The following is a 23,829-nucleotide window of genomic DNA, read 5'->3' as shown; positions in this document are numbered from 1 at the left end:
CTGCCTCCATCGATCGAACGAACAAACCATGGAATCATATGACAGGTTTGTCACTTTTATGTCACTTGAACATCATGTACTAACTTGTTTAACGAGAGTGATGTTGCGCCCATTCTTTTTTTAGCAAAGCATATTGATATGTGTTTTCATATTTAGGTGTGCCGTCTTCATGGTTCGTAAATGAAATAAACTCAAGAAAAAGGCCTTCTTTCCGCATGCCTAATCGCTCACATAATGCCTGTGAACGGACATTTTCATCCTCTACATAGGCATAAAGACGCCTTGCTCTCTTTTCTAAAAATAAATAGAATAAGAATGCTTCAGCACTCTCACGCGCATATCCTTTCCCTTCATACGCTGCATTAAAATTCCATCCAATTGCATAAGTATCAGGCTCCTCTTTTAAATGAAACAATTCACCAATAACCTGCCCACTTTCTTTTAAACAAACCGCTACATACGAGTGATCTTCTTTTCTCTTTTGCACCTTAGCAGCCGCTTCCTCCAATGTAGAGATTCGATCATCAAGAAAACAATTGACTCTTGGATGAGCCAAGTATTCTAGCATTCCTGCCGCATCTTCATCGCAAAACGGTCTAATCATTAACCGGTTCGTTTCTAATAGATTCATATGTTACCCCTCACTGTTTCTGCTTGATTTCGCGTTTGCGGTCTCTCCATATTCTAGATGACATGTATCAACTTTGACAATCAGATTCATATTGAATTGTCTTCAAATAAACCCATCAAAAACATTTTGGCTATTAAATAACATGATGACAACTGTTATAATAGAACATAGGTTTGCATTTTATCAAAAAGGGGTTACATCATATGATCAAAACGGTAGATGGCAACATTTTAGAGGCAAGCGAAGACATTATCTGTCACCAAGTGAACTGTAAAGGAGTCATGGGCGCTGGATTAGCGAAACAGATCAAAAGCAAATATCCGAATGTGTACAAAGATTATAAACAGTTATGTACAGAACAAGGAGATGACTTGCTAAGCTCCATTCAACTCATCACAACAAAAGATGGAAAAACAATTGCCAACTTATTTGCCCAAGCTGGGTATGGAAGAACAAGAAAGCAAACTGACTACGATGCTTTACGCAGCTGCTTTCAACACCTAAAGGATACAGTTACACAATCACCTGAAGAGAAAAACCAAACGTCCATCGCCATTCCATACGGGATCGGCTGCGGCTTGGCCGGTGGCGATTGGACGATTGTGGAAGAGATGATTGAAGAAGAACTGGGTGATTGTGAGGTGACGGTTTATCGGTTTAAATAAAGAGAAGTTTTATTGTTAATTAAAAGTAGTCATTAAAGAATAAAAGCACCATTCTGCCTGGAACGGTGCTCTTTCTATGCAAGTAAACTAGTTATCATTCTTTTCTTTGTTCTTAATATATTCAATCACAAATTCTCGATCTTCCTGATCTTCTGGAAGTATTCCAATATTTTGATACATCCATATCTCCTGTTTTTGAACTTCATCTATTCCATCTTCTAATATATTTGAAAAATCATATTCGATGGAAAACTCCCCTTTGTTATTTAATTTTAATGTTGCACTAGTCCACACATCAGTATTAATTTCTTTATCATTAACCCACAATTCTTTAAACAAAGCATGTAAATTTAGAAGTAAATCTTCATAAATATTTTCACTTACATTAAACGTTTCTGGAATATCATGAGAATAGATATACTCTTTATCACAGTCTGTTTTAAAGAAAAAAAACACTTCTGATGAATCTTCGAGTACTTCAGCATAAAGAATAATTTTATACCAATCAGTTGGTATAATTTCATTAACCTCTTCTGCGATTTTCTTAAATAGATCTGCTTGATTTTGCACCTTTTTGTCAACCTCCTGCTTGATTCTGTATCACAACAGTTCTTTTCAATTTTCCCTCTATTGTATAATTTACTTTAAATTCTGTTGGCCTCAATGAGTCACTATTGTATAGGGGTTTAATTTCTACGTTAACTTTTTTGGGCGGGTTTGCACTTAGAGCCTTTATCCATGTTTGCTCCATCTTGTACCATTTCCCACCGCTTCTATTAATCTGTGAATTCATCGGAACAAGGTTATCAATATCCCCAGAACCTTTAAAAATAGAGGCAATCAAGTGACCTCCGTCATCATCTAGTAATCGATCAGGCTTTCCTGAATTGGATTGGGCATATTGGTTTCTTTTGACTTCTCCGTATTTTAAATCACTTGCTTCGACTTTGACAATACGTCCGTAGTGATCGGTGGTGTAGGTGTAACCTTGTTTGGTTGAATAGACAACATTAGGTTTTAGCACTTTTTTACGTTTCCATCTCACATAATGATCTCCGTAACTGACAACAGTTGGTGGTGATTTTGGTGCTGGTAAGCGTCTGCCTGTCTTAGAGATGCCATATCCTGAATTGTTGTCTAGACGCTTTGCCATGGAGAGGAGTTTATTTTTGAGATTTTCTCCGTCAAACACGTTATACGGCAGCTTCGGGCCACCAGCCAGTTGAAATTTTGGTGAGTACGGCAATAGATTCGGAATAGAGACTCTGTCTAATGATTTTGCTCCTTGTTCAAGGCCTTTCTTCACCGTTGTTTTGGCCGCTGTTGTCCCCGTTTTTGTAATGGCTCCTGCACCTTTAGAACCAAAGACAATTTCTGCTAGAGAACCAGTCGCATAGGCAAACCAGTGTGATCGAGAATATGCATCACCATCGATGACTTCTTTTTGGAATGAGTCCGAAATCGACTTTCCAATCGCTTTCGATGTTTCAATTGGATGTGAAACAGCCGTTACAACCGATTCAACGGCACCTCCAGGATCTGTCACAAGATCATAGATGCCAACTACTGTATCTTTGGCCACATCATATAGACCAACTGCTGCACCTTTTACAACATCAACGAACCCCTCTGAGGCTTCTTCCTGCGCTTTGATCTGGAGAAGCTGGCTGTAATACATTTTTTGATCGTAAGAAAGATTCTCATAACCAATTTCGTCTACAATCTCAAAGTATTTCTCTTCTGATAAACAAGAAGGATCGTTGAGCTTTTCCTTCAATTCTTTGATTCTTCGTTTCTCTTTTTCTTCTTTTTTCACTTTTAAATATGCTTTCACCTGTGCATCGATTTTATCATGATTCTTGTACACATCTGTCTCATGAAATGCTTTTGCATCGTAATACATGGGCTGCGCATTTTTTCCTTTTCCTGTAGCAGCCATCATCTTTGCATAAAAAGTTGAGAGGTGTTTTTCAATCGCTTCTGATTTTGCGTATTCTGTTTTTAGCTCATGATCTATTTTATGTAAAGCCTCAATTGCATCTTTTCTTTTTTTGTTCGCATCATCTAAATGCTCATTGACCTCTTTACTTGAAAATACATTCAGTTCTATGAGATCACTGATGTCGTCAAAAATAGTGGATAGGGCTTCTTTTTGTTCCTTGACCATATCCTTATTGTTTTGAAAGCCTTGTTTCAATTGAGCATCTAAAAAGTGCTCATCAATAAATGTACTTCCGCCTAACGATTCATCATCAAGCTTTCCTTTTACCCCATCTAAAAACGCTTTTTGCATATCAATAAAGTCAAGATAAGTATCTGTGTAAAGCGCAAGATCTTCATAAAAGGCCTTGATATTGTCTGCACCTTTTCCAGTAAATTCATCACCTAATCCCGACACACTTTTTAATGCTTTTTTCACATGCTGCATTTCGTCTCGAAGCTCCTGATAGACTTTTGACCTTTGTTCGACAGCTGAAAGTAAAGATGGAGCATCTAATATTTTCATATAAAAAAGACTCCTTTTATGGCGTATTCTTTTACTAGAATACCATAAGGAGTCTTACACTTTAATCCACTTTATCGTTTTTTAACCAATTATCCTCCGTAGTGTGGATTCCCTTTTATGATCCTGCACCTCTAGAGAAAAGCAACACTACCTCATTTTTAGCATCTGCCTGAGTTTGTTGTCCAGCAGGCATTCCAAGAATTGCACATAATAGCAAAGCAGTAGTAATCATCATCATTATTTTTTTCATGATCATATGACCTCCTTTCCTATTAGCGTACAAGATTTTAAAGCCAATTCCAAGAAATAGTTGCTTTCTTCATAAAGATTTAACTTCTTATAAATGGAGGCAACATCAGGAGCTAAAGCCTCTATATCAACATATGCTTTTCTTTCTTCCAAAAGACATAGCCCTTTCTTGATATCTTCATAGCTTTCCTGTGGTGTTGTATAACATTTCTCAAGGATATTGAATTTCAACATAAAGTTTGTGTTCTGCTGTTCTTTAGAGAAGTTTTTCCCCTCAGTAACCCAACTTATTGCCTGATCCAACTGATTTGATTTGTAGCTTGATCTTGCAAATTCATACGCACATTGTAAGTATGAAACAGGAGCTGACTGTTTTAGATCATCTGCCGAAATTGCTTTGTTAAAATATTCAATTGCTTCTATATGGTGGTCATCTTGAATTTTGAGAAATCCCAAATCATAATAAGCCAAAGCTAACAATCTCTTATCATTCTTTTCAATCAGTCTATCGACACAATCCAAAAGTATCCGTTCAGCTTTGTCTAGTCTACCGTCATCAATCAAATTCAGTGCCAACAACATATTACAGTTTATGGTCTGTATGCTGTAACCTTCATGACCTTTGTAGATGTCCTTTGCTGTTTGTAGATGATGGTGAGAAAGAAGCGTGACTTTATTGAAATAGTAGAGTGTGCCAATTTTATAATGGAACTCAGCCTTTTCAATTTCATCATGTACCTTGTCCAACTGTCTCTCAGCTACTCTGAATAGGACTAGGGCTTCTGAATAGTTATTCTTTGCACTCTCATACATACCTTTGAAAAGATAAAAGTAAAACCTTAGCATGTCATCTGTTTTGACTCTTTCATTTTCTGTTATTGTTGGTTGCCCCACTAAATCTTCCATCAGTACCTTAAATCTGTAATCAAGAATATTGAAATAGAGTAACACATCTTGATTTTCTTCCATTTCGCCTAACATTTCTTGAATCTCATCCCTCAGCTCTACTGCTTGTGAAACTTCCCTCTTTTTAATATGTAAATACCATTTGTTGAGCGTGTTTGCTACATCTACAGAAGAAATCAAATTCGACATCCCATTACCCCCTTGCTATCATTTCCTTTGTATAATTTTAACATGACATTTACAACATATGTAAAGACAAGGTGTTCATTTTAAAAGTTTTCGGTATCCCGCAAAATGCAAACATACTTATCTATAAAAGGTATTTTTTATGTAGAGTGCTTTAAAAGAGAATGACATGGGAGTACTAAACAATTTCAACATCATTCTTTTTCTCATCTCTTGCAAGGATAAGCAAGTCTTTAAAATAATTAACTGTGGCTTTGTTGAAGCTGTCCTTTATCACTGCCCATGAAAACATTAGATAAATAAAAACAGGAATAGTGTATATCATTGCGATAGTTCCAGCAATATCTGAATTTCTGTTTTCTAAATTCCTTAATTTCTCTATTTTCTTTCTGAATACTTTTAATTGGGTTCCATTCCACTTGAAATCACCTCGTGAATAATATCGACAGAAAGGGAAATATTTCAAACCGTTATTCTAAAGCATCATTAAAACGTTCAACGTACTCTTTTTTCTGTTTTTCTAGTGAGTCTTCGTCTTGAAATGTTGAAAATCCTTCTAGGGTACATTCTGCACTATACCATTCTTCCAAAAGTTCGTTGAATATTTCCAGTAATTTCTCTTTTTTCATATTTATCACTCCGTGATTTTGATATATTAAAAACATACTTAAATTTAGGGGGAAGATCATTGTCAATTAAAGAAGCATTATTTTTAACTGAAGAAGCAGAAAAAACTCTTAAAGAAATCGAAGAAATGCAAGAGAGGGCAATGTCAGAGAATCTAGAGAGGCCTTTAGCTTTTAAAATTAAATACTTTTTAGATTCTCTGAATTCCGCGTTGGATTACACAGCATATTATATTTTTGAAAAATTCTGCTTTGAATCAGCAACTTACAAATTAAATGAAACACAGCTTAGTAGAGTCAAAAGAAAAATATATTTTCCTTCATATAAAAAAGAAGATGTTTTTGTTAAAGAAATGGACAAAAATTTTATTGATTTGAAAGGAAATCATCCAAAAATATATCACATATTAAAAAGTTCTCAAGTGTTCTCATCTCAATCCCAATGGTTATTGAAGTTTAAGTCACTTGCCAATCAAAACAAACACATAAAACTAACAAGAAGTAAAAAAATGTTCGATGGAGTAATTAAAAGAGCAGATTTAGGTAATGGCGTAGTCCTTGAAAATAATGTATTTATTAATACAGGGCAACCAGTATCAGTAAATGGAGAACCGCTCGATGTCTTTAATCCTCATTCCCACAGTTATATTCACAATTTTGAAGGAGAATTCACTTCATATTATTGCTTGGAAGAAGGTCATATTCCTGTAGTCACAGTTTTAAAAGAATACTTAATCAATATAAAGAATATTGTAATTGAAATAGACAATTATTAATAAGACATTGATCAGATAAACCCTTTACTTGTTAAATAAATAAGAAAGGGTTTATTAGTTTAAATCAACTTTAGAGTTAATAAATTCTTATATCATAAAATTCTTAAGTCTAGTTGTTCAGGCAGATATTTTTTATTTGTTTTTAATCACAGCAAAATCCATAAAATGTAATAAGGAATTCTATTTTATATTTTCACCAATAGTCTTGACTTGTCGTTTGTTTTTTGACTTGATAGGTTGAAAACAATGTACAACGGCTGAACAAGTTGTCTGCCTGAATTTGCTTTTAAAAAAAGAAACAAACTCAGACAGGCTGATCAACTTAATAGTTTATCAAACTTATGGTATCCGTATGTTCACCCTATTTGCAGTTGGTTATTCCCCAAACAAGCTTACTGTGTCAAGTGACCCTAACTGTTTCTCATCCCACAAATTTGAGTTTTGATACTTGTGGCTTGTCCTGCATCGTCAGAACCGATACACCCATCCTACGTTCAGCACTTAATCACAGCTTTCGCCTTTCAGATACATGAGCAAATAGGGAAGCACAGTGGTATCCTATCCTAATGTAATGCATCGGCTGAGACACTCCCCTTTCAAGTTTAACGTGTGTTAGCGCATTCCACGTAAGCCTCACCCCTAAAATTTTGCATCACTAAAGGCAACACCTTGATCCAGGAGCATAGACTGATTCTATTCTGTTAAAGTAAGGTAAATTTACTTACCTCACAAAATGAAAGACTATGTTTAAATGAGGTCGTAATGCGAAATATTGAATATAGATTAAAAATTAGTTAGAATGGGCTGATTCTAATTACGAGTAGCAGGGATAGCCCTAAGATGCACATGATTGTTACAAATAACAAACTCATCTAACAAACTCATCAATGAGCCTTTTTATTAGCTCCCCCCTTAATTTTTAACCTGATTATAGCTAGTTGATCACGATCATAGAGCTCAAGCAAATTATTCCATACTGATTACAGAATAAAATTTCCCATTCAAATAAACAATTCAGAGCACTGAAAACTTTTCAAAAAAAACTTCTCAGTGCTTCATTAATAGAATTTTGAAATAGAATATCTACAGGTCTCAACATTTGGGACCGAATTTTGGTCATGATTTTATTCTAAAATACTTTAAGAATAATTTAATATATTGACAACTCTAATTATAGGCACAACAATTTGAAGAAGTTGTTTGTGGCTGTTTTGGTGGACAATCTTGTTTATTGATTACAGCCTTTGGTAATTGCAATGTCCCGCTTACAATTAAAGTAACACAATTATTATTACACACATTAACAGTTGTATCTTTATAACCTAACTCAATTAACTCAACATTTCTACAGTCTAGCTCAGGAATTGAAGGTGGAGTAGTGTATTTTCCAAGTGTTTCATCCACACAAAGATCACCTTTGCAACAGATATATCCTATTTTATCAATCTTTTTTGATTCCACTTTACAATTATCTTCATTTATAACAACATCCACTCCGCACTCTTTAACTTCAACAGGAACATTGACCAGATAAGGAATACAACCTATTATCTGTGCACAATAACAGTTTGCCCACACTGGCCCACACTCTGAAGGAAAACATTCTAAGTTTGACTGTATTACCGGTTTTAAGCAGGTTGGATCATAAAAAAACTTTATTGGAACATTCTTTTTAAATTTAAAGCATTTTGGTATGTCTATTGTACAGCAAAACTTAACTAGTTTATCTGTCTCCGTACAATGTCTATCTTCATTGGAAAAAACGGAATTTACATCGATTGAATCTGTACTATTTTTAGGGATTAACACATTTTCTTCACCATATTTTAGGTCAATCATAACAAACACTCCTTTTAGTTTCTGCAAAATTATTGTATGTAAAAGGGGCATTATGGAAACATGACTTTATCCTTATTTTTATAATTTTGTTAAATTTAAGTATATTCTTTCTTTATGTACTGATGATTCGTTTAACACAAGCACCATCTCATTTGAGCAATTTTCAGATCAATTGGGTCATTGAATACAAAAAAGACACCGTCAGATAGAACACATATGACCTCCACGAACGAAACATTATTTGATCATCCCCATCCCTACTTCAAAAACATCAAAATAAAGGATATTAAGCCGATTATGTGTAAAAAATTCTTAAACTATTTAACCAGTCAAGGATATAGTAATCGTACTGTGAAAAAACATACACAGTTTGATGTTTAATGCTTTCAGCAAAAGCTGTCATTAGGTAAACTCACAAAAACTCCTTGCTATATAGTGACAGCTGAAGTTTATTCACACATTAGTAAGGAACTTGACGAAAATAAACCCCCTGAAGCCAATGGCTCCAAGGGGTTTTCTTTATTAATACTGAGACATATACTGATCGCGTTCCCATGGGTGTACTTGGGTGCGGAACATATCCCATTCGATTTCTTTTGATTCGATGAAGTGCTCGAATAGGTGATCGCCTAGTGCGTTGATCATGACTTCGTTTGATTTTAGCAGCTCGAGTGCTTCTGCAAGTGTTGCAGGTAGGTCAGCGATGCCGTTTTCAAGGCGCTCTTCTTTATCCATGACATAGATGTTTCTGTCGATTGGTGCTGGTGCTTCTAGTTTATTTTTGATTCCGTCTAGACCTGCTGCAAGTAATACGCTTAGTGCAAGGTATGGGTTTGCAGATGGGTCTACGCTACGCACTTCTACACGTGTGCTGATGCCGCGTGATGCCGGGATACGGATCAATGGGCTGCGGTTTTGTGCACTCCATGCCACATAGCAAGGTGCTTCATAGCCAGGTACAAGACGCTTGTATGAGTTAACCGTTGGGTTTGTGACTGCTGTAAAGCTTGTTGCGTGCTTGACGATACCTGCGATAAAGTGTCTAGCAGTCTCGCTTAATTGTAAATCTGCTTTTTCATCGAAGAATGCGTTTTTACCATTTTTGAATAATGATAGGTTACAGTGCATACCAGATCCGTTTACACCGAACAATGGTTTTGGCATGAATGTCGCATGAAGACCGTGTTTTCTCGCAATGGTTTTGACAACGAGTTTGAATGTTTGAATGTCATCACAAGAACGGATTGCGCCTGCATATTTGAAATCAATTTCGTGCTGTCCTGGTGCTACTTCGTGGTGAGATGCTTCAATTTCAAAGCCCATTTCTTCAAGCTCTAGCACGATATCACGGCGGCAGTTTTCGCCTAGATCTGTTGGTGCAAGGTCAAAGTATCCACCTTTATCGTTTAGTTCGAGCGTTGGCTCGCCTTTTTCATCTAGTTTAAATAAGAAGAATTCTGGCTCAGGTCCAAGGTTGAAATCACTAAATCCTAGTTCTTCCATTTCCTTTAAAATACGCTTTAAGTTGTTACGTGGGTCTCCATCAAATGGCGTCCCGTCTGGCTTATAAATGTCACAAATAAAGCGTGCAACTTTACCTTTTTCTGCTGTCCAAGGGAAAATAACAAATGTGTTTAGATCTGGGTATAGATACATATCTGATTCTTCGATACGTACGAAGCCTTCAATAGATGAACCGTCAAACATACATTTGTTATCGAGAGCTTTTTCTAACTGGCTCACAGGAATCTCAACATTTTTAATTGTTCCGAGAATGTCTGTAAATTGCAGACGGATGTACTTTACGTTTTCCTCATTTACTAATTTTACGATATCTTCTCTTGTGTACTTTGCCATTTCGTAAAACTCCTCCCCTACAAAAGGTAAAATGTGTATAGCAATGCTTTTGCTAATTGGTTAACGGAAGAACCTTGACATATCCCCCTGCCTAAAGGTCGTTCCTTGTTGGAAACGTCCAGCCTGAATGAGTTCCTTCTTCAGTAGCTTCCTGAGTTCATCATCTGACAAGTTGTGCTTAGCTGTGGTTTTTTCCTCCGTCTTTTTATCAGACGATGGATTTTCTGCCTCAGCTTTGGCAAAAAGTTTTTTGATTCCTGCCATGTTTACACCTTGTTCGATGAGGTTTTTAATTTCTAGTAATTTATCAACATCATGAAAAGAAAATAATCGGCGGTTTCCATCACTTCTTGCTGGAAATACTAAACCATTTTCCTCATAATAGCGAATTTGTCTTGCAGATAATTCTGTTAGCTGCATGACAATCCCAATTGGGAATAAAGGCATTGAGCGGCGAATGTTATCACTCATCTCAACTGTCTCCTCCTCTTTGCTTAAATTTATTATATGTCATGTTATATTATGTGTCAACAACATGTTAGGAATATTAACATGGTTTTTTTATTGAGCAGGCACTTCAATAAAACCTTGATCCAATAAGGCATCGACAGCACTGCAAATCGCATTTTTCACATGGGCATACGTGAGACCGCCTTGCACATAGGCAGTATAAGGCGGTCTGATCGGACCATCGGCTGATAATTCGATACTGGCTCCTTGTACAAATGTGCCCGCTGCCATAATGACATCATCCTCGTAGCCCGGCATATAGCTTGCATGTGGTGTGACGTGACTGTTAATCGGAGATGCATACTGGATTGCCTGACAGAACGCAATCATTTTTTTAGGATCTCCAAATTCGACAGATTGAATTAAATCCGTTCTTTTCGCATTCCATGCTGGGTTTGTTTGGAATCCGAGCTTCTCAAGAAAACGAGCCGTAAATACTGCGCCTTTTAAGCTTTGAGCTACAACATGCGGCGCCAAGAAAAAGCCTTGATACATTTCCTGGAGCGCATACAGCGATGCACCCGCTTCACTGCCGATGCCCGGAGATGTCATTCGATAAGAGCAAGCTTCGACCCATTTTTCTTTTCCAACGATGTAGCCGCCTGTTTTGGCAAGGCCTCCGCCTGGGTTTTTAATAAGTGAACCGGCCATGAGATCAGCTCCGACATGACACGGCTCTTGTAATTCAGTAAATTCACCATAACAGTTGTCTACAAAAACAATGATTTCTTCATTTATCTCTTTCACAAATGAAATCATTTGCTCAATTTCTTCTATAGTAAAGGATGGCCTTGAAGCATAGCCTTTTGAGCGCTGAATGCCGATGACTTTTGTTTTAGAAGAAATCGACTCTTTTACTTTGTCGTAATCGACTGATCCATCTTGAAGCAAATCAATGGCTTTGTAGTCAATCTGGAAGTCTTTTAATGAGCCTGTCCCTTCTTTCCCGCGAATCCCGACAATTTCTTCTAGCGTGTCGTATGGTTTTCCCGTCATGTAGATCAATTCATCGCCAGGTCTCAGCACACCAAATAAAGCAATGGAAATCGCGTGTGTGCCAGAAATGATCTGCGGACGGACAAGGCCGCTTTCTCCTCCGAAGACATCCGCATAAATCTTTTCTAACGTGTCTCTCCCCATATCATCGTAGCCATATCCAGTTGTTGGATTAAAGTGAGAGTCACTGACTTTGTGCTTTCGATAGCTTTCAAGAACCCGCCACTCATTTTGTTCGCTCTTTTGATCAATTTCCTGATGCACGTGTAAAATCTCTTGTTCTGTTTCTGCTGCTGCTTTTTCTAAAATACTGCCGTGTTTTAATGTGTGAAACATCTTGATTTAATTCCTTTCCAACATATACTTCTTGATTTGACCTAAAATGGTCTGATCCTCACCACTATATCCGGTGATGTCGTAAATTTCTGCTTCTTTTTGAAATTCTAGTGATTCCACAAGCGTTTCTGATTTTAATGCGGAGATGAGCTTCCCTTCATACGCTGGAATCTTCACATGATATGGCTTTAAAAAGGCTTTTTTCAGCTCAGCCATAATATCCGCTTTTAACCTTTTTACATCTTCTTTGCGTCTAGCACTGATTAAGATGTGGCGATGCTTTGAAGATGGGATGAAATCTGGTCGGATTTGATCTTCCTTATTATAAACAGTCAGCATCGGAATACGGTCCGCTTCTAATTCTTCTAAAAGCTCATGAACCGTTCGTTCGTGTCCTTCATAATCCTCATTAGAAGAGTCGATGACATGAAGCAAATAATCGGCTTCCTTCACTTCTTCAAGGGTTGAACGAAATGCAGCGATCAGTGTTGTAGGAAGGTCTTGGATAAACCCAACTGTATCCGAAATGAGCACACTGTATCCGGATTCTAATGTCATCTTACGTGTCATTGGGTCAAGTGTCGCAAACAGCATATCCTCTTCATGACTATCTGCTTCTGTTAATTGATTAAACAAAGTTGATTTTCCGGCATTCGTATACCCGACAATGGCAATTTGGAACACACCATTTTTCTTTCGGCGTTCCCGGTATCTTGTTCGGTGTTCTTTGACTGCAGATAACTGCCCGTTAATTTCGTGAATGCGGTTTCGAATATGGCGTCTGTCTGTTTCGAGTTTTGTTTCACCTGGACCTCTTGCGCCAATTCCGCCTCCTTGTCTTGAGAGGCTGATCCCTTGTCCACTTAGTCTCGGCAGGGCATACTGAAGCTGGGCAAGCTCTATTTGCAGCTTCCCCTCTCTTGTACGGGCTCTTTTTGCAAAGATATCTAAAATCAATTGCGTACGATCAATAATTTTTACATCTAAAGCAGTCGCCAAAGCTTTTAGCTGGCTTGGAGAAAGCTCGTCGTTAAAAATAATGACATCACATTCGAGTTCCTCGCAAAGCACCTCAAGTTCTTCTACTTTCCCTTTACCGATATATGTTGCGCTGTCTTGTCTATTTCTCTTCTGCGTCATCACGCTGACAGCTTCACCGCCAGCCGTTTTGGTTAAGGAAGCTAATTCTTCCATTGAGTATTGAAAGCGTTCATCCGTTACATGCGGCAATTGACAGCCGACAAGGATCGCTTTTTCAGTCATTTCATGTTCATTCAACGTCAGTTGTTTCCTTTCTGTACTTAAGTTTTCAGTAGTACCATCATACCAAACAGATCACACGTATACCACTATTCGGATGGTTTATTTTAGTGACTCTTTATAAAAAGGATACGCCATTTCAAGAAGGCGTATCCTCTTTCATTTGAAGATCGTGACTTTTAATGGTTAGCAAATCTTTTTTATCATAATGATCCACAAGAAGCAGTCTCATCGCCTGGGTTCGTATGGCCTTTTCAATGGTGTTTCGCACAAACCTGCCATTGCTGAATTTTGCCGGGCTTGTGGTACTTTTAATGTGCATTAAATAATCCCGCAGCTTCCATTCGGCTTCTTGGGTAAAAACATATTCCCTGTCCGCCATCATTCGTTTAGCAATATCCATGAGTTGATCGACTGTATAATCAGGAAAGCTGATGTTGATTGGAAATCTTGATTGCAGACCGGGGTTTAAAGAAAGAAAATGATCCATTTCCTTGGAGTAGCCAGCTAAAATTAGAATGAATTCGTGCTGTTTGTCCTCCATATGTTTCACAAGGGTATCTATCGCCTCTTTTCCAAAATCCTTTTCTCCTCCGCGTGCAAGAGAATAGGCTTCGTCAATGAACAAAATACCGCCTAGTGATTTTTTAATTAAATCCCTTGTTTTTTGCGCTGTATGACCAATATACTCTCCAACAAGATCACCGCGTTCTGCTTCAATTAAATGACCTTTTGAGAGCACATTCATTTCAAAGAAAAGCTTCCCGACAAGTCTTGCAACTGTGGTTTTCCCTGTGCCAGGATTCCCTTTGAACATCATATGAAGCGCTTGTTTCCCTACCTTTAACCCTTGTTCCTGCCGTTTTTGATTAACAAAAATCCAGGCATAAATCTCTTTTATGTTTCGTTTCATTTCATCCATACCGACAAGGCTGTTCATTTCACGCTCTATTTCCCGTAAGATGCTGTGTTTTGCCTCATTTTTCTGCAAGGCTTCTAGGTATTCTGCCTCTGAGTCTGCATCAACCAATACTTGCTTTTGTCCGTTAAGTATAATATTGATTTGGCCGTTGTTTTTATATGTGACAGCTCGCTCCAACGTATTCACCTCTCGCTCTTCTCTCTTTATTCTATTCGGGTGGAGCTGTAATCGTGACAATCGCCCGCTTAAGCCCAAGTTTGCTGTCAAAATGACCCGAGATACCGAATATTGTAGGGATTTCTGCGGTTTCCCAGGAAATGATGTGCTATTTCCATTGTATTCATCCCGTTTGGGCGGACAAACCAACAATTTGCTTTTTCTTAGAAAAATGTAGCTTTTTGATCACAAATGATGCAGAAAAGAGTCTCAATGATTTCCGCATTTTGTACAGGCAATTCTTCTATTTTCTCATAAAATAAAGACGAGGTGATGAATAGATGGTGAAAATTTTTATTGATCCTGGCCACGGAGGAACAGATTCTGGAGCTAGTGCTAATGGACTTTTGGAGAAAAATATAACACTTCAAATCGCGCTTTTACTGAGAGACATTTTGATTAGTGAATATGATGGGGTTTCTGTCCGCTTAAGTCGTTCAACTGACCAATCCGTCACTTTGTCCCAGCGTACGAATTCGGCAAACAGCTGGGGAGCTGACTATTTCGTGTCTATTCATATTAATGCTGGCGGGGGTACAGGGTTTGAAAGCTATGTGTATCCTGGCGTTTCAGCACCTACCACCACGTATCGCAACGCCCTTCATGATGAAATTGTCCGCTCAGTTGATTTTGCTAACCGCGGCAAGAAAACTGCGAACTTCCACGTTCTTCGAGAAACTTCTATGCCCGCTATTTTAACAGAGAATGGTTTCATTGATACGACAGCTGATGCTAATAAGCTCCGCAACGCAACCTTCCTTCAAGGCATCGCTCGCGCTCATGCGACTGGCCTAGAAGAAGCCTTTCAATTGAAAAAAAAAGCAAGTAATCTTTATAAAGTGCAGGCAGGAGCTTTTAAAGTGAAAGCCAATGCAGATGAATTAGCAGCCACACTTAAATCCAAAGGATTTGACGCATTTGTTGTATTAGACGGAGGCATGTTCCGAGTACAGGCCGGGGCTTTCCGTACAAAGCAAAATGCAGATGACCTCGTCGCAAGATTGAAGCAGGCCGGTCACGACGCATTCGTTTTCCAATAAGCTGAAGCTGTTGTAACGAAACAAACCGGCTCAAGTCTTCTGCTGAGCCGGTTTGTTGTGTATTTATTTACGCTAAGATGTTGACGACAAATTGAGACCATGTTTCAAGACGATCGAAGTATTCAGGCTTTTTCAAATCGGCTGTTTTCATCCATTTTCCTGAGATTTGATCTGTTTCTTTTACTTCTACATGAGCACCTGGAGATAGTTCAAGCGCTGATAACAGTCCAATGTGCACACGGCCGACACTGTTGTCATCGTCATTGATTAATCCAAGGGTTTTCATTTCAAGTTTGTCTTCTTCTTGAATTGAAAGTTCTTCGTCCAGCTCACGATCCGTATTTTCTTTTAGAATCTCAGCAAAGTTTTTTCCTTCAACGAAATTCATATGCCCCCCAAAGCCAAGAGATAACTTATGATGTAAGCGAGTCTCTCCTCCGCCTTGAAGTCTTTCGTATACATATACTTCGTCCTCACGCTTAATCACAACATAAGGAATCGGCTGCTTGAAGTCAGGATTTTCTTCTGCGTCGCCTCTTCGCATCTGCTCGAAGTGCTCTTCGATTTCTTTCATAATGGTGCTGATTGTTTTCTCTTCACTGTTCACACCATTAAACGCAAGTGTTTCATTTTGGAACACGCGCGTACGCGGTGCAACTAAAATGATTTCGTCCATTTTTCCCATGTTCGGTAACCTCCAGTATGTAACACATTGTTAGAAATGGCAAAAAGCCAAAACGAGTAATGCGTTTTGACTTTTACGCTTTCCTTATGATTCATCTCCAAAGAAGAAGTCGTCATCTTTTAACGGCTCAACGGTTGCTTTTTTGTAGCCGTTCCCTTTCATTGAGAAGAAGTCATGCGACTTTGTTTTTGTATTGAGTCCGTTCAATACAATAGGGTTAATCTCTTCTTCTTCAAAATAAGGGGCAAATCCAAGGTTCATTAACGCTTTATTGGCATTGTAACGAATGAACTTTTTCACATCATGCGATAAATTGACTTGGTCATAAATATCTTCAGTGTAATGAAGTTCATTTTCATAAAGCTCGTTCAAGAGGTCAATTGAGAAATCATACAGCTCTTTTTGCACGTCAGGTGTTTGTTTGTTGTAAATTTCTTGTGCTAATAATCCAACGTACACACCATGAATCGCTTCATCACGCAAAATTAAGTTGATGATTTCACCGCTTTGCATGAGCTTTCCTTGCCCATAGAAATATAGCGGGTAGTAAAAACCACTATAAAATAGGAAGCTTTCTAAATAAACTGAAGCCACCATTGCTTTAAAGAGAGAAATAGGATCGTCCTTTTGAATCGAACGGTATAAACTGACAATCATATCTGCTTTCTTTTGCAGGAATTTATTCTTCTTGACCCATTCAAACACTTCACTGATCGTTTCAGTTGGTGCGAGTGTCATGAAGATATTGGAGTATGATTTCGCATGTACCGCATTTTCCATCATTGCCATAAAGTTGAGTACAGCTTTACGCTGATGGCCGTCCACATGTTCAGCAACAATCGGCATCCCTGTATTTCCTTGTTCTGTATCAAGTAAAGTCAGTCCAGCAAGTACCTTCATATACGTATCTCGCTCTTTTTCACCTAAATATTTCCATGTTAAGAGATCTCCGTTTAAGGAAATCTCTTCTGGAAGCCAGAACTGCTTCACATTTTGGTTGTAAAACATTTGTGTAAAATCGTCTTCGTGTTTTGACCAGTTGGCTGCATCATAAATTTTTGTCACGTTAAACTCTCCTTTAATCAAACAACACAAGAAAGACAGCCTTCCTGCCCTGTATCCTTCGTTCTTGCATAATAAAGTGTCTTAATGCCTTTATGGTGTGCATAAAGATCGATGCGGTTTAAATCACGCGTTGTCATCGTATCTTTTAGGAATAGTGTAAAGCTGATTCCTTGATCGACGTGCTGCTGAATCGTTGCGATCATATCGACCACTTTAAACATGTCCATATCGTACGCTTCTTTATAGAAGAACCAGTTTTGCGCTGATAGACCTGGCATTGGGTAATAGGTTTTGCTGTTGCCGTATGTTCTTTCTTCGATACGTTCCATAATTGGCATCACAGAGGCTGTTGCCGATTGAACATAAGAAATGGAACCTGTTGGTGCAATACATAAACGATAGCTGTGATACATGCCATTTTCCGCTACAAATTCTTTGAGTGCTGCCCAGTCTTCTTTTGTTGGAATGTGCATGCCTTCAAATAGTGCTGCTGCTTTTTCTGTTTTTGGTGTGAAATCATTTTCCACGTATTTATTGAAGTACTCACCAGTTGCATAGCCAGAGCCTTCATAACGATGGAATGTTTCTCCTTTTTCTTTCGCAAGCTCACTTGAGCGTTTAATTGAATAATAGTTCACCATCATAAAGAACGTATTTGCGAAATCTCTTGCTTCTTCACTTTCATAGGCAATTTGGTTTTGTGCTAAATACCCATGAAGGTTCATCGCACCAAGTCCAATTGACTTCATCGCTTTGTTCGCTTTTCGAACAGCCGGTGCATTGCGAATGTCTGTTGTTTCAGACACAAGCGTTAGTGAGTCTGTTGCAAGCTTAACCGTTTTTTCGATCGATTTATTTTTCATGACATTCATGATATTTAATGAACCAAGGTTACAAGAAATATCAAGACCGATTTCATCTTCTTGATCATAGTCCGTGTAAGAAGAAACCTCTGAAGCCTGAAGCACTTCTGAGCAAAGGTTTGAGAATTTCACTCGTGAAATATGGTTCAAAGCATGCTCTCTGTTTACATTATCTTGGAACATGATATAAGGATAGCCTGATTCTGAGCGTAGAACAGCCAATTTTTCAAGAAGCTTTCTCGGATTGACTTTTTCTTTTTTAACTTTCGGGTTTTCTACAAGCTCGTCATACATTTCTTCCATGTCCATCTCATCAAGATGCTGTCCATATTCTTTATAGACGGTATGCGGATAGAAAGTGTAAGCTGTTTTATCTTCTCTAGCAAGCTCGATAAATTTATCCGGGATGACAACTCCAATGGACAGTGTTTTCACGCGAACATCTTCATCGGCAGAGATTTTTTTCGTATCTAAGAAATCATTGATATCTCTGTGGAAAATATTCAGGTAGGCACTGCCTGATCCTTGTCTTTGCCCCATTTGATCTGCATATCTGAATGCATTATCAAGAAGCTTCATCACGCCGACGACACCTTTTGTCGCGTTTTCTACATCTTTGATTGCTTCGCCTTTTGCACGAAGTTTTGACAGGTTCAAACTCACGCCGCCGCCTAATTTTGACAGCTGCATTGAAATATCAATCGCTCTTGAAATATCGTTTAGTGAGTCATTTACTTCAAGCAAGAAGCAGCTCACAAGCTCACCGCGTCTTTTACGTCCAGCGTTCAAGAAGGTTGGTGTACTTGGCTGGTACTCTTGATTGATCATCAGTTCTACAAACTCAAGTGCTTTTTCTTTATCCCCACCCGCAAAGAAAAGTGCTACAACTGAAATGCGGTCTTCATAGCGTTCAAGGATTTTCTTTTTATCATTTGTTTTCAGTGCATAGTCATTGTAAAACTTAAATGCACTCATAAATGATGGGAATCTAAATTTTTTGGCATATGCAGCTTCAAAGACTTCTTTAATATCTGCCATGCTGTATTGTCTTAAAAATTCTTCCTCATAGTAGTCGTTTTCTATTAAGTAATCAATCTTCTCTTCTAGATTGTGAAAAAAGACCGTGTTTTGATTAATGTAATCTACGAAATAACTATGTACAGCTTCTTTGTCCTTATCGAACTGAAACTTTCCTTCTTTTTGAATCATAATTTCGTTATTTAATTGTATCCACTTTGGAACCTGATTTTGTGACAATTCTTTCTACCTCCTGTGTAAACAATTCAACATCCCTTTTTGTTCCGCTTAGTTCAAAGGTGTGCAAAATAGGAACTTGATATTGTTTAGAAATCGTATCGGCGCTTTTTGCAAAATTATCTCCCCACACTTTGTTGCCACTCACCGCAACACCTAGTAAAAGGTGAGCATTTTTTTCTAAAAAAGACTGAGTGGTACTAGGGACTTGTCCAAATCCTGTCGTAAAGGTGACGAGAATAAACGGCGTATCCAAAAACTCTTCTCCAGTCAATTTTCGTTTGTCTGTAAAAGGGGTCTTGTCCAAAAAGCGTTGAACATTTCCTGTTTTTGAATCAAATACGATTTGAATCAATTCCATCACGACCTAGTTTTTAGTATTGTTGATCATTTCGCTATTCACTATATATAGTATACTATGTTTTTTCAAAACACAACATATAGATGTTCGAAACGAAAAAAATCAACCAACCCGGCCGAACCTTCATAGCCGAACTCGTACGTTCAAATAAATAGAGCAGAACAGGATCTAAAAATAGACTGCTCTACTCCCTATTCAACTGAAACCGAAATCTATCATAACACGAAAAAAAATCGCTTAGTAGACTAGACTTTTTGTTTTATTTTTTGTAGGCATCGCACTGTAAATCTTCTGACACTTCTGTAATTTCCACTTCAACACCTAATTCTTTTAGCACCGCTTCAAGCGCAGAGACGATTGAAGCTTCTCTCACTAATTCTTTCCCATTTACAGAAACACTTGTTCCATATTCAAAACAGGAATCGTCTTCACAAGTTTGTTCCCAATGATTAATTTTAATTTTATGTGTCATGAACTCATCCTTTTCTGTCTAGATGTCTGATGCATGATTATAGTGTAGCGGCTTCACATTCATTTGTAAATTTACGTGCTTACTCTTCATCATCAAGACCATCATCATATTCTTCGTCATCCCATTCATCTATGTATTTCGTTGTAACGAGAGTCAGTTCTCCTTCTTTTTCATCAAATCGGTACACATGTACTTGATCATCTTTCACAACAGCAAAGTGATTATTTTTTAGTGCAGCAGATGATGGTAAAACTCCATCTGCATTTTCATGAGAATGGTTATTCCAACTTTCTTGTCTCGTTTCAATGTTTGAGATAGCACACGATCCAAACAAGACTACAATTCCAATCAAAAGGAGGATCACTCTAATCCTTCTTAATTCAAGCTCTGCATTTTCCATATGAATCCCCTCACCCTTCTAATATCCAATAAGGAATTATACGGAAAATTGGCAGAAAAGTTTCATTGCATACAAAATAGCCCCTCTGCACTGACAAAAAACGTAGCGGGTTCGGCCGGTTTATTCGCAGAGGCATGGGGCTATTCAATACAACCTATCCTATTCTAATTCCAGATTTACATTCTTTTGAGGTGCAAATGTAGAAATGGCGTGTTTATAAATAAGCTGCTGCTTTCCTTCTGTTTCAAGCAGCACCGTGAAATTGTCAAATCCCTTCACTTGACCGCGAAGCTGAAAGCCATTCAGTAAGAATACTGTGACAAATGTATTGTCTTTGCGGATCTGATTCAAAAACTGCTCCTGAATATTAATCGGTTTCATGTTTCGTCCTCCTTGATTCTGATAACTACAGTTTCGCTTTAAGTCCAAGCTTTCCTGCTATATATGCGAAAATTTCCTCTTTTTTGTCTGAAAAGTGGCAAGGTGGTGTCATATCAAACCAAGTGACCGCCATTTTATTACGGAACCACGTGAACTGACGCTTCGCATATCTACGGGAATTTTGCTTTAATTGCTGGATGGCTTCATCAAGTGAGCAGTCACCTTGAAAATAGGTATACAGCTCTTTATAACCAATGGCTTGAACAGACTGACAATCCTTCAAGCCAGATTGATAAAGTGCTCTCACTTCTTCAATTAAGCCCTCATCTATCATCATATCAATTCTTTGATGAATGTGCTCGTACAAAAGCTCTCGATCCATTTTCAGCCCAATGAAGGCTGTATCATAAAGAGGAACTTCTTGATGCCCGTTTTGCATTTCCGACATTTTCTGACCTGTTGTATGGATCACTTCCAGCGCCCGGATCACGCGGCGGACGTTATTCGGATGAATAGCATTTGCCGTATCAGGATCTACTGCTTTTAGCTTTTCGTGCAGCAAAATCGCGCCGTGCTGCTGTTCAAACAGCGCCATTTCTTCTCTAAAAGCAGGATCACTTTTCTCATCCGTAAATGTGTAATCATATAAAACAGATTGGATATAGAGGCCTGTTCCGCCGACAATCATTGGCGTTTTCCCTCTAGCGGCAATCTCTTTGATCTTCGAACGAACCAGCTGCTGAAATTCAGCTGTCGAAAAAGATTCGTCCGGCTGTTTAATATCAATTAAATGGTGCGGGATGCCATTCATTTCTTCGGGAGTGATTTTAGCTGTTCCGATATCCATCCCTTTATAAATCTGCATAGAATCCCCGCTGATAATCTCTCCATTAAATGCTTTGGCTATATCAATGCTCAATTTGGTTTTGCCGACAGCCGTCGGCCCTACTAATACGATTACTGGCTGCTTCGCTTTATTCATAACATCACTCTCTTTTACAAAACTGCCTACAGTATAGCATAACTTTTCTTACTCTCCTATATCCTGGCCATCACCAGCCAAGCGGTTCATTTCCGACCACTTCATATGTTTTTCCTTTTAAACGATGCTTATGTGTTGGCTGATTCTCATCTGGACTATAGACGACACCTCCATATGGGATGGGAACAGAATCGAGGTAGGCAGGATAGGTGACTTCCTCAATCTCGTGATAATGTGTTCCATCCACTCTAGGAATTGCAGGACCTGTGATACCGTAATACCTGTGGAAATGCCCTCTTTCAAAGGAGGTGATCCCGCGATAAAAATGAGTATGCCGGTCGGTACTGCTTCCATTCACAGGCTGAGAAATACCTTCTATTAAATGATAATGCCCCTCTGTTACATCCGTACGTGCTTTATACGCATGAGCATGCGGCGGACACTTTGCCCAATCAGATGGATACAGGCCCATTTCTAACATTCCTCCTTATATTAGGCGTTCACCCAAACATATGTAGGCAACTGGAATACACTGATGTCAGTTACAGTGATTTTATGAGAAAGGAGCCTTTTATTATGAATTATTTTGACGCACCTCCGTTTATTCAAGAAGACATGAGAAGACCTTTTGGTTTCGGATTTGGACGTCCTGGTTTTGGGTTTGGGAGACCCGGATTTGGATTTGGGAGACCTGGATTCTTTGGACCTCCATTTTTAGGTGGTTTTGCTGGAGGCTTGCTTGCTGGATCTCTGCTTGCGCCAGGATATGGTTATGGATACCCTTACCCGCCTCCTTACCCGCCGTACGGACCATACCCTTGGTATTAAATATGACGTTTAAGTGAAAACATCCGTTCATAAAATGAATCGATTGACACATTCTTTTTTCATGGGTTAACATTTACTTTACCGACTGTTCAGTAAAGTAGGTGTTTTTTTTATGTCTAAAACCACAAAAGAGCCATTTTGATGCAGCTCCCCACCTAATGATTAAGCTAGCTCACCCTTCATCAGATGGCAGAGCATGCTGGTTTTCAGAAATATTTCAGCTTGAACCGCTGAAAAGAGAGGATAAAAACCCTTTTACTTCATCGGATTTTACACCTATTAGAGGAGGGATGATGATGATCCTCGGATATCTTTTTTTGGCAGTGGCCATTTTTTCTGAAGCCATTGGCGCCGCGATGTTAAAATTATCTAATGGTTTTACACGCTGGAAGCCAAGCGCTGTCGTTGTGGCTGGCTATTCACTTGCTTTTTATATGCTGTCATTGACACTGAACATTATTCCGCTTAGCATGTCTTATGCAACATGGTCTGGGGTTGGTACGGTCCTCACGGCTATTTTTGGCGTGCTCTTTTTCAAAGAAACCTTGAACCAAAAAGCAGTCATTGGGATGGCGATGCTTGTCTCAGGGGTCGTACTATTAAATATGTCATAAAGGATGTGAGAGAGCATGAAAGGAATGCTCTACTTAACAGGAGCCATTTTAACGGAGGTTTTTGGCAGTACAATGCTGAAGCTTTCTCAAGGCTTTTCGCAGCTGCTGCCGAGTATCGGGGTACTGATCGGATTTGGATGCGCCTTTACTTTCCTCAGTTTAGCACTTAAAACCATTGAGCTCTCATCTGCCTATGCAACATGGTCTGGTGTTGGAACAGCTCTCACTGCTCTTGTAGGACTTGTCCTGTTTAACGAAACAATCAGCACGAAAGGCTTCATTGGCCTTGCACTTGTTATCTGCGGCGTGATTGTCTTAAATCAGTCCAAGAAGCAAAAGAACGAAACCGAAGCACAACTCGATCAAACCGAATGGACGTCATAAAAAAAGTCATTTTCTCCAT

Annotated in this window: 29 protein-coding genes; 7 read left to right on the top strand and 22 right to left on the bottom strand. The window is 38.6% G+C overall.

Translation table 11 applies throughout. The features are described from left to right. Positions 1-88: 88 nt before the first annotated feature. Complete coding sequence (locus AC20OE_RS13775; protein WP_099663284.1) at positions 89-631, bottom strand: GNAT family N-acetyltransferase; 543 nt, start codon at positions 629-631, stop codon at positions 89-91. 203 nt (positions 632-834) lie between these two features. Here AC20OE_RS13775 and AC20OE_RS13770 point away from each other — a divergent pair, with 203 nt between their 5' ends. Further along, entirely contained in the window at positions 835-1,296 is a 462-nt protein-coding gene (locus AC20OE_RS13770) for a macro domain-containing protein (RefSeq protein ID WP_099663283.1), read from the top strand. Positions 1,297-1,383: 87 nt separating this feature from the next. Here the strand turns inward: AC20OE_RS13770 and AC20OE_RS13765 are convergent, their stop codons facing one another. From AC20OE_RS13765 to AC20OE_RS13740, 6 genes are all read right to left on the bottom strand, one after another. After that, positions 1,384-1,866 carry an immunity protein YezG family protein gene (locus AC20OE_RS13765; protein ID WP_058837633.1) on the bottom strand — a complete coding sequence of 161 codons (483 nt, stop codon included), beginning with the start codon at positions 1,864-1,866 and terminating at the stop codon, positions 1,384-1,386. A 7-nt stretch (positions 1,867-1,873) separates the two neighbouring features. Then, the gene (locus AC20OE_RS13760) at positions 1,874-3,802 is read right to left on the bottom strand and encodes a T7SS effector LXG polymorphic toxin (protein WP_487268903.1); all 1,929 of its coding nucleotides are present in this window, start codon (positions 3,800-3,802) and stop codon (positions 1,874-1,876) included. Between the two features lie 115 nt (positions 3,803-3,917). Next, positions 3,918-4,052, bottom strand: a complete 135-nt coding sequence (locus tag AC20OE_RS13755) for a hypothetical protein (protein ID WP_258182627.1) — start codon at positions 4,050-4,052, stop codon at positions 3,918-3,920. 2 nt (positions 4,053-4,054) lie between these two features. Next, on the bottom strand, positions 4,055-5,146 hold the full coding sequence (locus AC20OE_RS13750) for a response regulator aspartate phosphatase (RefSeq protein WP_487268902.1): 1,092 nt from the start codon (positions 5,144-5,146) through the stop codon (positions 4,055-4,057). A 175-nt stretch (positions 5,147-5,321) separates the two neighbouring features. Beyond that, entirely contained in the window at positions 5,322-5,609 is a 288-nt protein-coding gene (locus AC20OE_RS13745; protein WP_048239883.1) for a hypothetical protein, read from the bottom strand. A 4-nt stretch (positions 5,610-5,613) separates the two neighbouring features. Beyond that, the gene (locus AC20OE_RS13740) at positions 5,614-5,772 is read right to left on the bottom strand and encodes a hypothetical protein (RefSeq protein ID WP_165585041.1); all 159 of its coding nucleotides are present in this window, start codon (positions 5,770-5,772) and stop codon (positions 5,614-5,616) included. Between the two features lie 59 nt (positions 5,773-5,831). Between AC20OE_RS13740 and AC20OE_RS13735 the strand changes: the two genes are divergently transcribed. Then, a complete protein-coding gene (locus tag AC20OE_RS13735; RefSeq protein ID WP_487268901.1) occupies positions 5,832-6,545 on the top strand; it encodes a hypothetical protein in 714 nt (237 codons plus the stop codon). Between the two features lie 1,167 nt (positions 6,546-7,712). Here AC20OE_RS13735 and AC20OE_RS13730 read toward each other — a convergent pair. Beyond that, the gene (locus AC20OE_RS13730) at positions 7,713-8,384 is read right to left on the bottom strand and encodes a hypothetical protein (RefSeq protein WP_048239881.1); all 672 of its coding nucleotides are present in this window, start codon (positions 8,382-8,384) and stop codon (positions 7,713-7,715) included. 216 nt (positions 8,385-8,600) lie between these two features. Between AC20OE_RS13730 and AC20OE_RS13725 the strand changes: the two genes are divergently transcribed. Further along, a complete protein-coding gene (locus tag AC20OE_RS13725; RefSeq protein ID WP_242605203.1) occupies positions 8,601-8,765 on the top strand; it encodes a tyrosine-type recombinase/integrase in 165 nt (54 codons plus the stop codon). A gap of 141 nt (positions 8,766-8,906) precedes the next feature. On the opposite strand, the gene glnA is transcribed toward AC20OE_RS13725, so the two are convergent. The 5 genes from glnA to spoVK all read right to left on the bottom strand — a co-directional run bounded on the left by glnA (position 8,907) and on the right by spoVK (position 14,442). Beyond that, positions 8,907-10,241 (bottom strand): type I glutamate--ammonia ligase, encoded by a 1,335-nt coding sequence (glnA, locus tag AC20OE_RS13720; protein WP_025093273.1) that lies wholly within the window; start codon positions 10,239-10,241, stop codon positions 8,907-8,909. Between the two features lie 60 nt (positions 10,242-10,301). Continuing rightward, entirely contained in the window at positions 10,302-10,712 is a 411-nt protein-coding gene (locus tag AC20OE_RS13715) for a MerR family transcriptional regulator (protein ID WP_039178801.1), read from the bottom strand. Positions 10,713-10,802: 90 nt separating this feature from the next. Next, positions 10,803-12,083, bottom strand: coding sequence for a methionine gamma-lyase family protein (locus AC20OE_RS13710; protein WP_047203908.1), 1,281 nt, complete (start codon positions 12,081-12,083; stop codon positions 10,803-10,805). 6 nt (positions 12,084-12,089) lie between these two features. Then, the gene (gene hflX / locus AC20OE_RS13705) at positions 12,090-13,361 is read right to left on the bottom strand and encodes a GTPase HflX (protein ID WP_366204772.1); all 1,272 of its coding nucleotides are present in this window, start codon (positions 13,359-13,361) and stop codon (positions 12,090-12,092) included. Between the two features lie 121 nt (positions 13,362-13,482). Continuing rightward, entirely contained in the window at positions 13,483-14,442 is a 960-nt protein-coding gene (gene spoVK / locus AC20OE_RS13700) for a stage V sporulation protein K (RefSeq protein WP_024424083.1), read from the bottom strand. 320 nt (positions 14,443-14,762) lie between these two features. On the opposite strand from spoVK, the gene AC20OE_RS13695 reads away from it, so the two are divergent. Then, positions 14,763-15,521: an N-acetylmuramoyl-L-alanine amidase gene (locus AC20OE_RS13695; RefSeq protein WP_369879633.1), complete on the top strand. Its 759-nt coding sequence runs from the start codon at positions 14,763-14,765 to the stop codon at positions 15,519-15,521. A gap of 67 nt (positions 15,522-15,588) precedes the next feature. Here AC20OE_RS13695 and AC20OE_RS13690 read toward each other — a convergent pair whose 3' ends face one another. From AC20OE_RS13690 to AC20OE_RS13650, 9 genes are all read right to left on the bottom strand, one after another. After that, positions 15,589-16,206 (bottom strand): hypothetical protein, encoded by a 618-nt coding sequence (locus tag AC20OE_RS13690; protein WP_058837640.1) that lies wholly within the window; start codon positions 16,204-16,206, stop codon positions 15,589-15,591. An 84-nt stretch (positions 16,207-16,290) separates the two neighbouring features. Beyond that, positions 16,291-17,271, bottom strand: a complete 981-nt coding sequence (nrdF, locus tag AC20OE_RS13685) for a class 1b ribonucleoside-diphosphate reductase subunit beta (RefSeq protein WP_024424085.1) — start codon at positions 17,269-17,271, stop codon at positions 16,291-16,293. A gap of 17 nt (positions 17,272-17,288) precedes the next feature. After that, positions 17,289-19,391, bottom strand: coding sequence for a class 1b ribonucleoside-diphosphate reductase subunit alpha (gene nrdE, locus AC20OE_RS13680; protein ID WP_034281935.1), 2,103 nt, complete (start codon positions 19,389-19,391; stop codon positions 17,289-17,291). Then, a complete protein-coding gene (nrdI, locus tag AC20OE_RS13675) occupies positions 19,351-19,743 on the bottom strand; it encodes a class Ib ribonucleoside-diphosphate reductase assembly flavoprotein NrdI (RefSeq protein WP_008360380.1) in 393 nt (130 codons plus the stop codon). Before nrdI ends, nrdE begins: the two co-directional genes overlap by 41 nt. A gap of 265 nt (positions 19,744-20,008) precedes the next feature. Beyond that, the gene (locus tag AC20OE_RS13670) at positions 20,009-20,221 is read right to left on the bottom strand and encodes a hypothetical protein (protein ID WP_003212415.1); all 213 of its coding nucleotides are present in this window, start codon (positions 20,219-20,221) and stop codon (positions 20,009-20,011) included. A 79-nt stretch (positions 20,222-20,300) separates the two neighbouring features. After that, positions 20,301-20,621, bottom strand: a complete 321-nt coding sequence (locus AC20OE_RS13665) for a YmzC family protein (protein ID WP_059375464.1) — start codon at positions 20,619-20,621, stop codon at positions 20,301-20,303. A 159-nt stretch (positions 20,622-20,780) separates the two neighbouring features. Next, the gene (hfq, locus tag AC20OE_RS13660; RefSeq protein WP_024424088.1) at positions 20,781-21,002 is read right to left on the bottom strand and encodes an RNA chaperone Hfq; all 222 of its coding nucleotides are present in this window, start codon (positions 21,000-21,002) and stop codon (positions 20,781-20,783) included. A 25-nt stretch (positions 21,003-21,027) separates the two neighbouring features. Then, a complete protein-coding gene (gene miaA / locus AC20OE_RS13655; protein ID WP_487268900.1) occupies positions 21,028-21,984 on the bottom strand; it encodes a tRNA (adenosine(37)-N6)-dimethylallyltransferase MiaA in 957 nt (318 codons plus the stop codon). Positions 21,985-22,054: 70 nt separating this feature from the next. Further along, a complete protein-coding gene (locus tag AC20OE_RS13650; RefSeq protein ID WP_039178775.1) occupies positions 22,055-22,456 on the bottom strand; it encodes a YmaF family protein in 402 nt (133 codons plus the stop codon). Between the two features lie 104 nt (positions 22,457-22,560). On the opposite strand from AC20OE_RS13650, the gene AC20OE_RS13645 reads away from it, so the two are divergent. From AC20OE_RS13645 to erbB, 3 genes are all read left to right on the top strand, one after another. Then, positions 22,561-22,812, top strand: a complete 252-nt coding sequence (locus AC20OE_RS13645) for a hypothetical protein (RefSeq protein ID WP_041084775.1) — start codon at positions 22,561-22,563, stop codon at positions 22,810-22,812. A 296-nt stretch (positions 22,813-23,108) separates the two neighbouring features. Beyond that, positions 23,109-23,426 carry an SMR family multidrug efflux transporter EbrA gene (gene erbA, locus AC20OE_RS13640; protein ID WP_039178769.1) on the top strand — a complete coding sequence of 106 codons (318 nt, stop codon included), beginning with the start codon at positions 23,109-23,111 and terminating at the stop codon, positions 23,424-23,426. Between the two features lie 15 nt (positions 23,427-23,441). Beyond that, entirely contained in the window at positions 23,442-23,810 is a 369-nt protein-coding gene (gene erbB / locus AC20OE_RS13635; protein ID WP_039178767.1) for an SMR family multidrug efflux transporter EbrB, read from the top strand. The last annotated feature ends 19 nt before the right edge of the window (positions 23,811-23,829 follow it).

It is taken from the genome of Bacillus sp. SRI_025, assembly GCF_057592095.1.
Note: the sequence above shows the minus strand (reverse complement) of the source record. Positions and strands in the feature narration are given on the sequence as shown.

What these genes read in the sequence shown, in the direction of transcription:
- AC20OE_RS13750 (WP_487268902.1), bottom strand. Translation starts at nt 5,146, where the DNA reads ATGTCGAATTTGATTTCTTCTGTAGATGTAGCAAACACGCTCAACAAA.
- AC20OE_RS13695 (WP_369879633.1), top strand. Translation starts at nt 14,763, where the DNA reads ATGGTGAAAATTTTTATTGATCCTGGCCACGGAGGAACAGATTCTGGA.
- glnA (WP_025093273.1), bottom strand. Translation starts at nt 10,241, where the DNA reads ATGGCAAAGTACACAAGAGAAGATATCGTAAAATTAGTAAATGAGGAA.
- AC20OE_RS13710 (WP_047203908.1), bottom strand. Translation starts at nt 12,083, where the DNA reads ATGTTTCACACATTAAAACACGGCAGTATTTTAGAAAAAGCAGCAGCA.
- AC20OE_RS13770 (WP_099663283.1), top strand. Translation starts at nt 835, where the DNA reads ATGATCAAAACGGTAGATGGCAACATTTTAGAGGCAAGCGAAGACATT.
- AC20OE_RS13645 (WP_041084775.1), top strand. Translation starts at nt 22,561, where the DNA reads ATGAATTATTTTGACGCACCTCCGTTTATTCAAGAAGACATGAGAAGA.
- AC20OE_RS13740 (WP_165585041.1), bottom strand. Translation starts at nt 5,772, where the DNA reads ATGAAAAAAGAGAAATTACTGGAAATATTCAACGAACTTTTGGAAGAA.
- AC20OE_RS13665 (WP_059375464.1), bottom strand. Translation starts at nt 20,621, where the DNA reads ATGGAAAATGCAGAGCTTGAATTAAGAAGGATTAGAGTGATCCTCCTT.
- hfq (WP_024424088.1), bottom strand. Translation starts at nt 21,002, where the DNA reads ATGAAACCGATTAATATTCAGGAGCAGTTTTTGAATCAGATCCGCAAA.
- AC20OE_RS13725 (WP_242605203.1), top strand. Translation starts at nt 8,601, where the DNA reads ATGACCTCCACGAACGAAACATTATTTGATCATCCCCATCCCTACTTC.
- AC20OE_RS13775 (WP_099663284.1), bottom strand. Translation starts at nt 631, where the DNA reads ATGAATCTATTAGAAACGAACCGGTTAATGATTAGACCGTTTTGCGAT.
- AC20OE_RS13760 (WP_487268903.1), bottom strand. Translation starts at nt 3,802, where the DNA reads ATGAAAATATTAGATGCTCCATCTTTACTTTCAGCTGTCGAACAAAGG.
- AC20OE_RS13690 (WP_058837640.1), bottom strand. Translation starts at nt 16,206, where the DNA reads ATGGGAAAAATGGACGAAATCATTTTAGTTGCACCGCGTACGCGCGTG.
- erbA (WP_039178769.1), top strand. Translation starts at nt 23,109, where the DNA reads ATGATCCTCGGATATCTTTTTTTGGCAGTGGCCATTTTTTCTGAAGCC.
- AC20OE_RS13650 (WP_039178775.1), bottom strand. Translation starts at nt 22,456, where the DNA reads ATGGGCCTGTATCCATCTGATTGGGCAAAGTGTCCGCCGCATGCTCAT.
- AC20OE_RS13715 (WP_039178801.1), bottom strand. Translation starts at nt 10,712, where the DNA reads ATGAGTGATAACATTCGCCGCTCAATGCCTTTATTCCCAATTGGGATT.
- miaA (WP_487268900.1), bottom strand. Translation starts at nt 21,984, where the DNA reads ATGAATAAAGCGAAGCAGCCAGTAATCGTATTAGTAGGGCCGACGGCT.
- AC20OE_RS13670 (WP_003212415.1), bottom strand. Translation starts at nt 20,221, where the DNA reads ATGACACATAAAATTAAAATTAATCATTGGGAACAAACTTGTGAAGAC.
- AC20OE_RS13730 (WP_048239881.1), bottom strand. Translation starts at nt 8,384, where the DNA reads ATGATTGACCTAAAATATGGTGAAGAAAATGTGTTAATCCCTAAAAAT.
- AC20OE_RS13755 (WP_258182627.1), bottom strand. Translation starts at nt 4,052, where the DNA reads ATGAAAAAAATAATGATGATGATTACTACTGCTTTGCTATTATGTGCA.
- erbB (WP_039178767.1), top strand. Translation starts at nt 23,442, where the DNA reads ATGAAAGGAATGCTCTACTTAACAGGAGCCATTTTAACGGAGGTTTTT.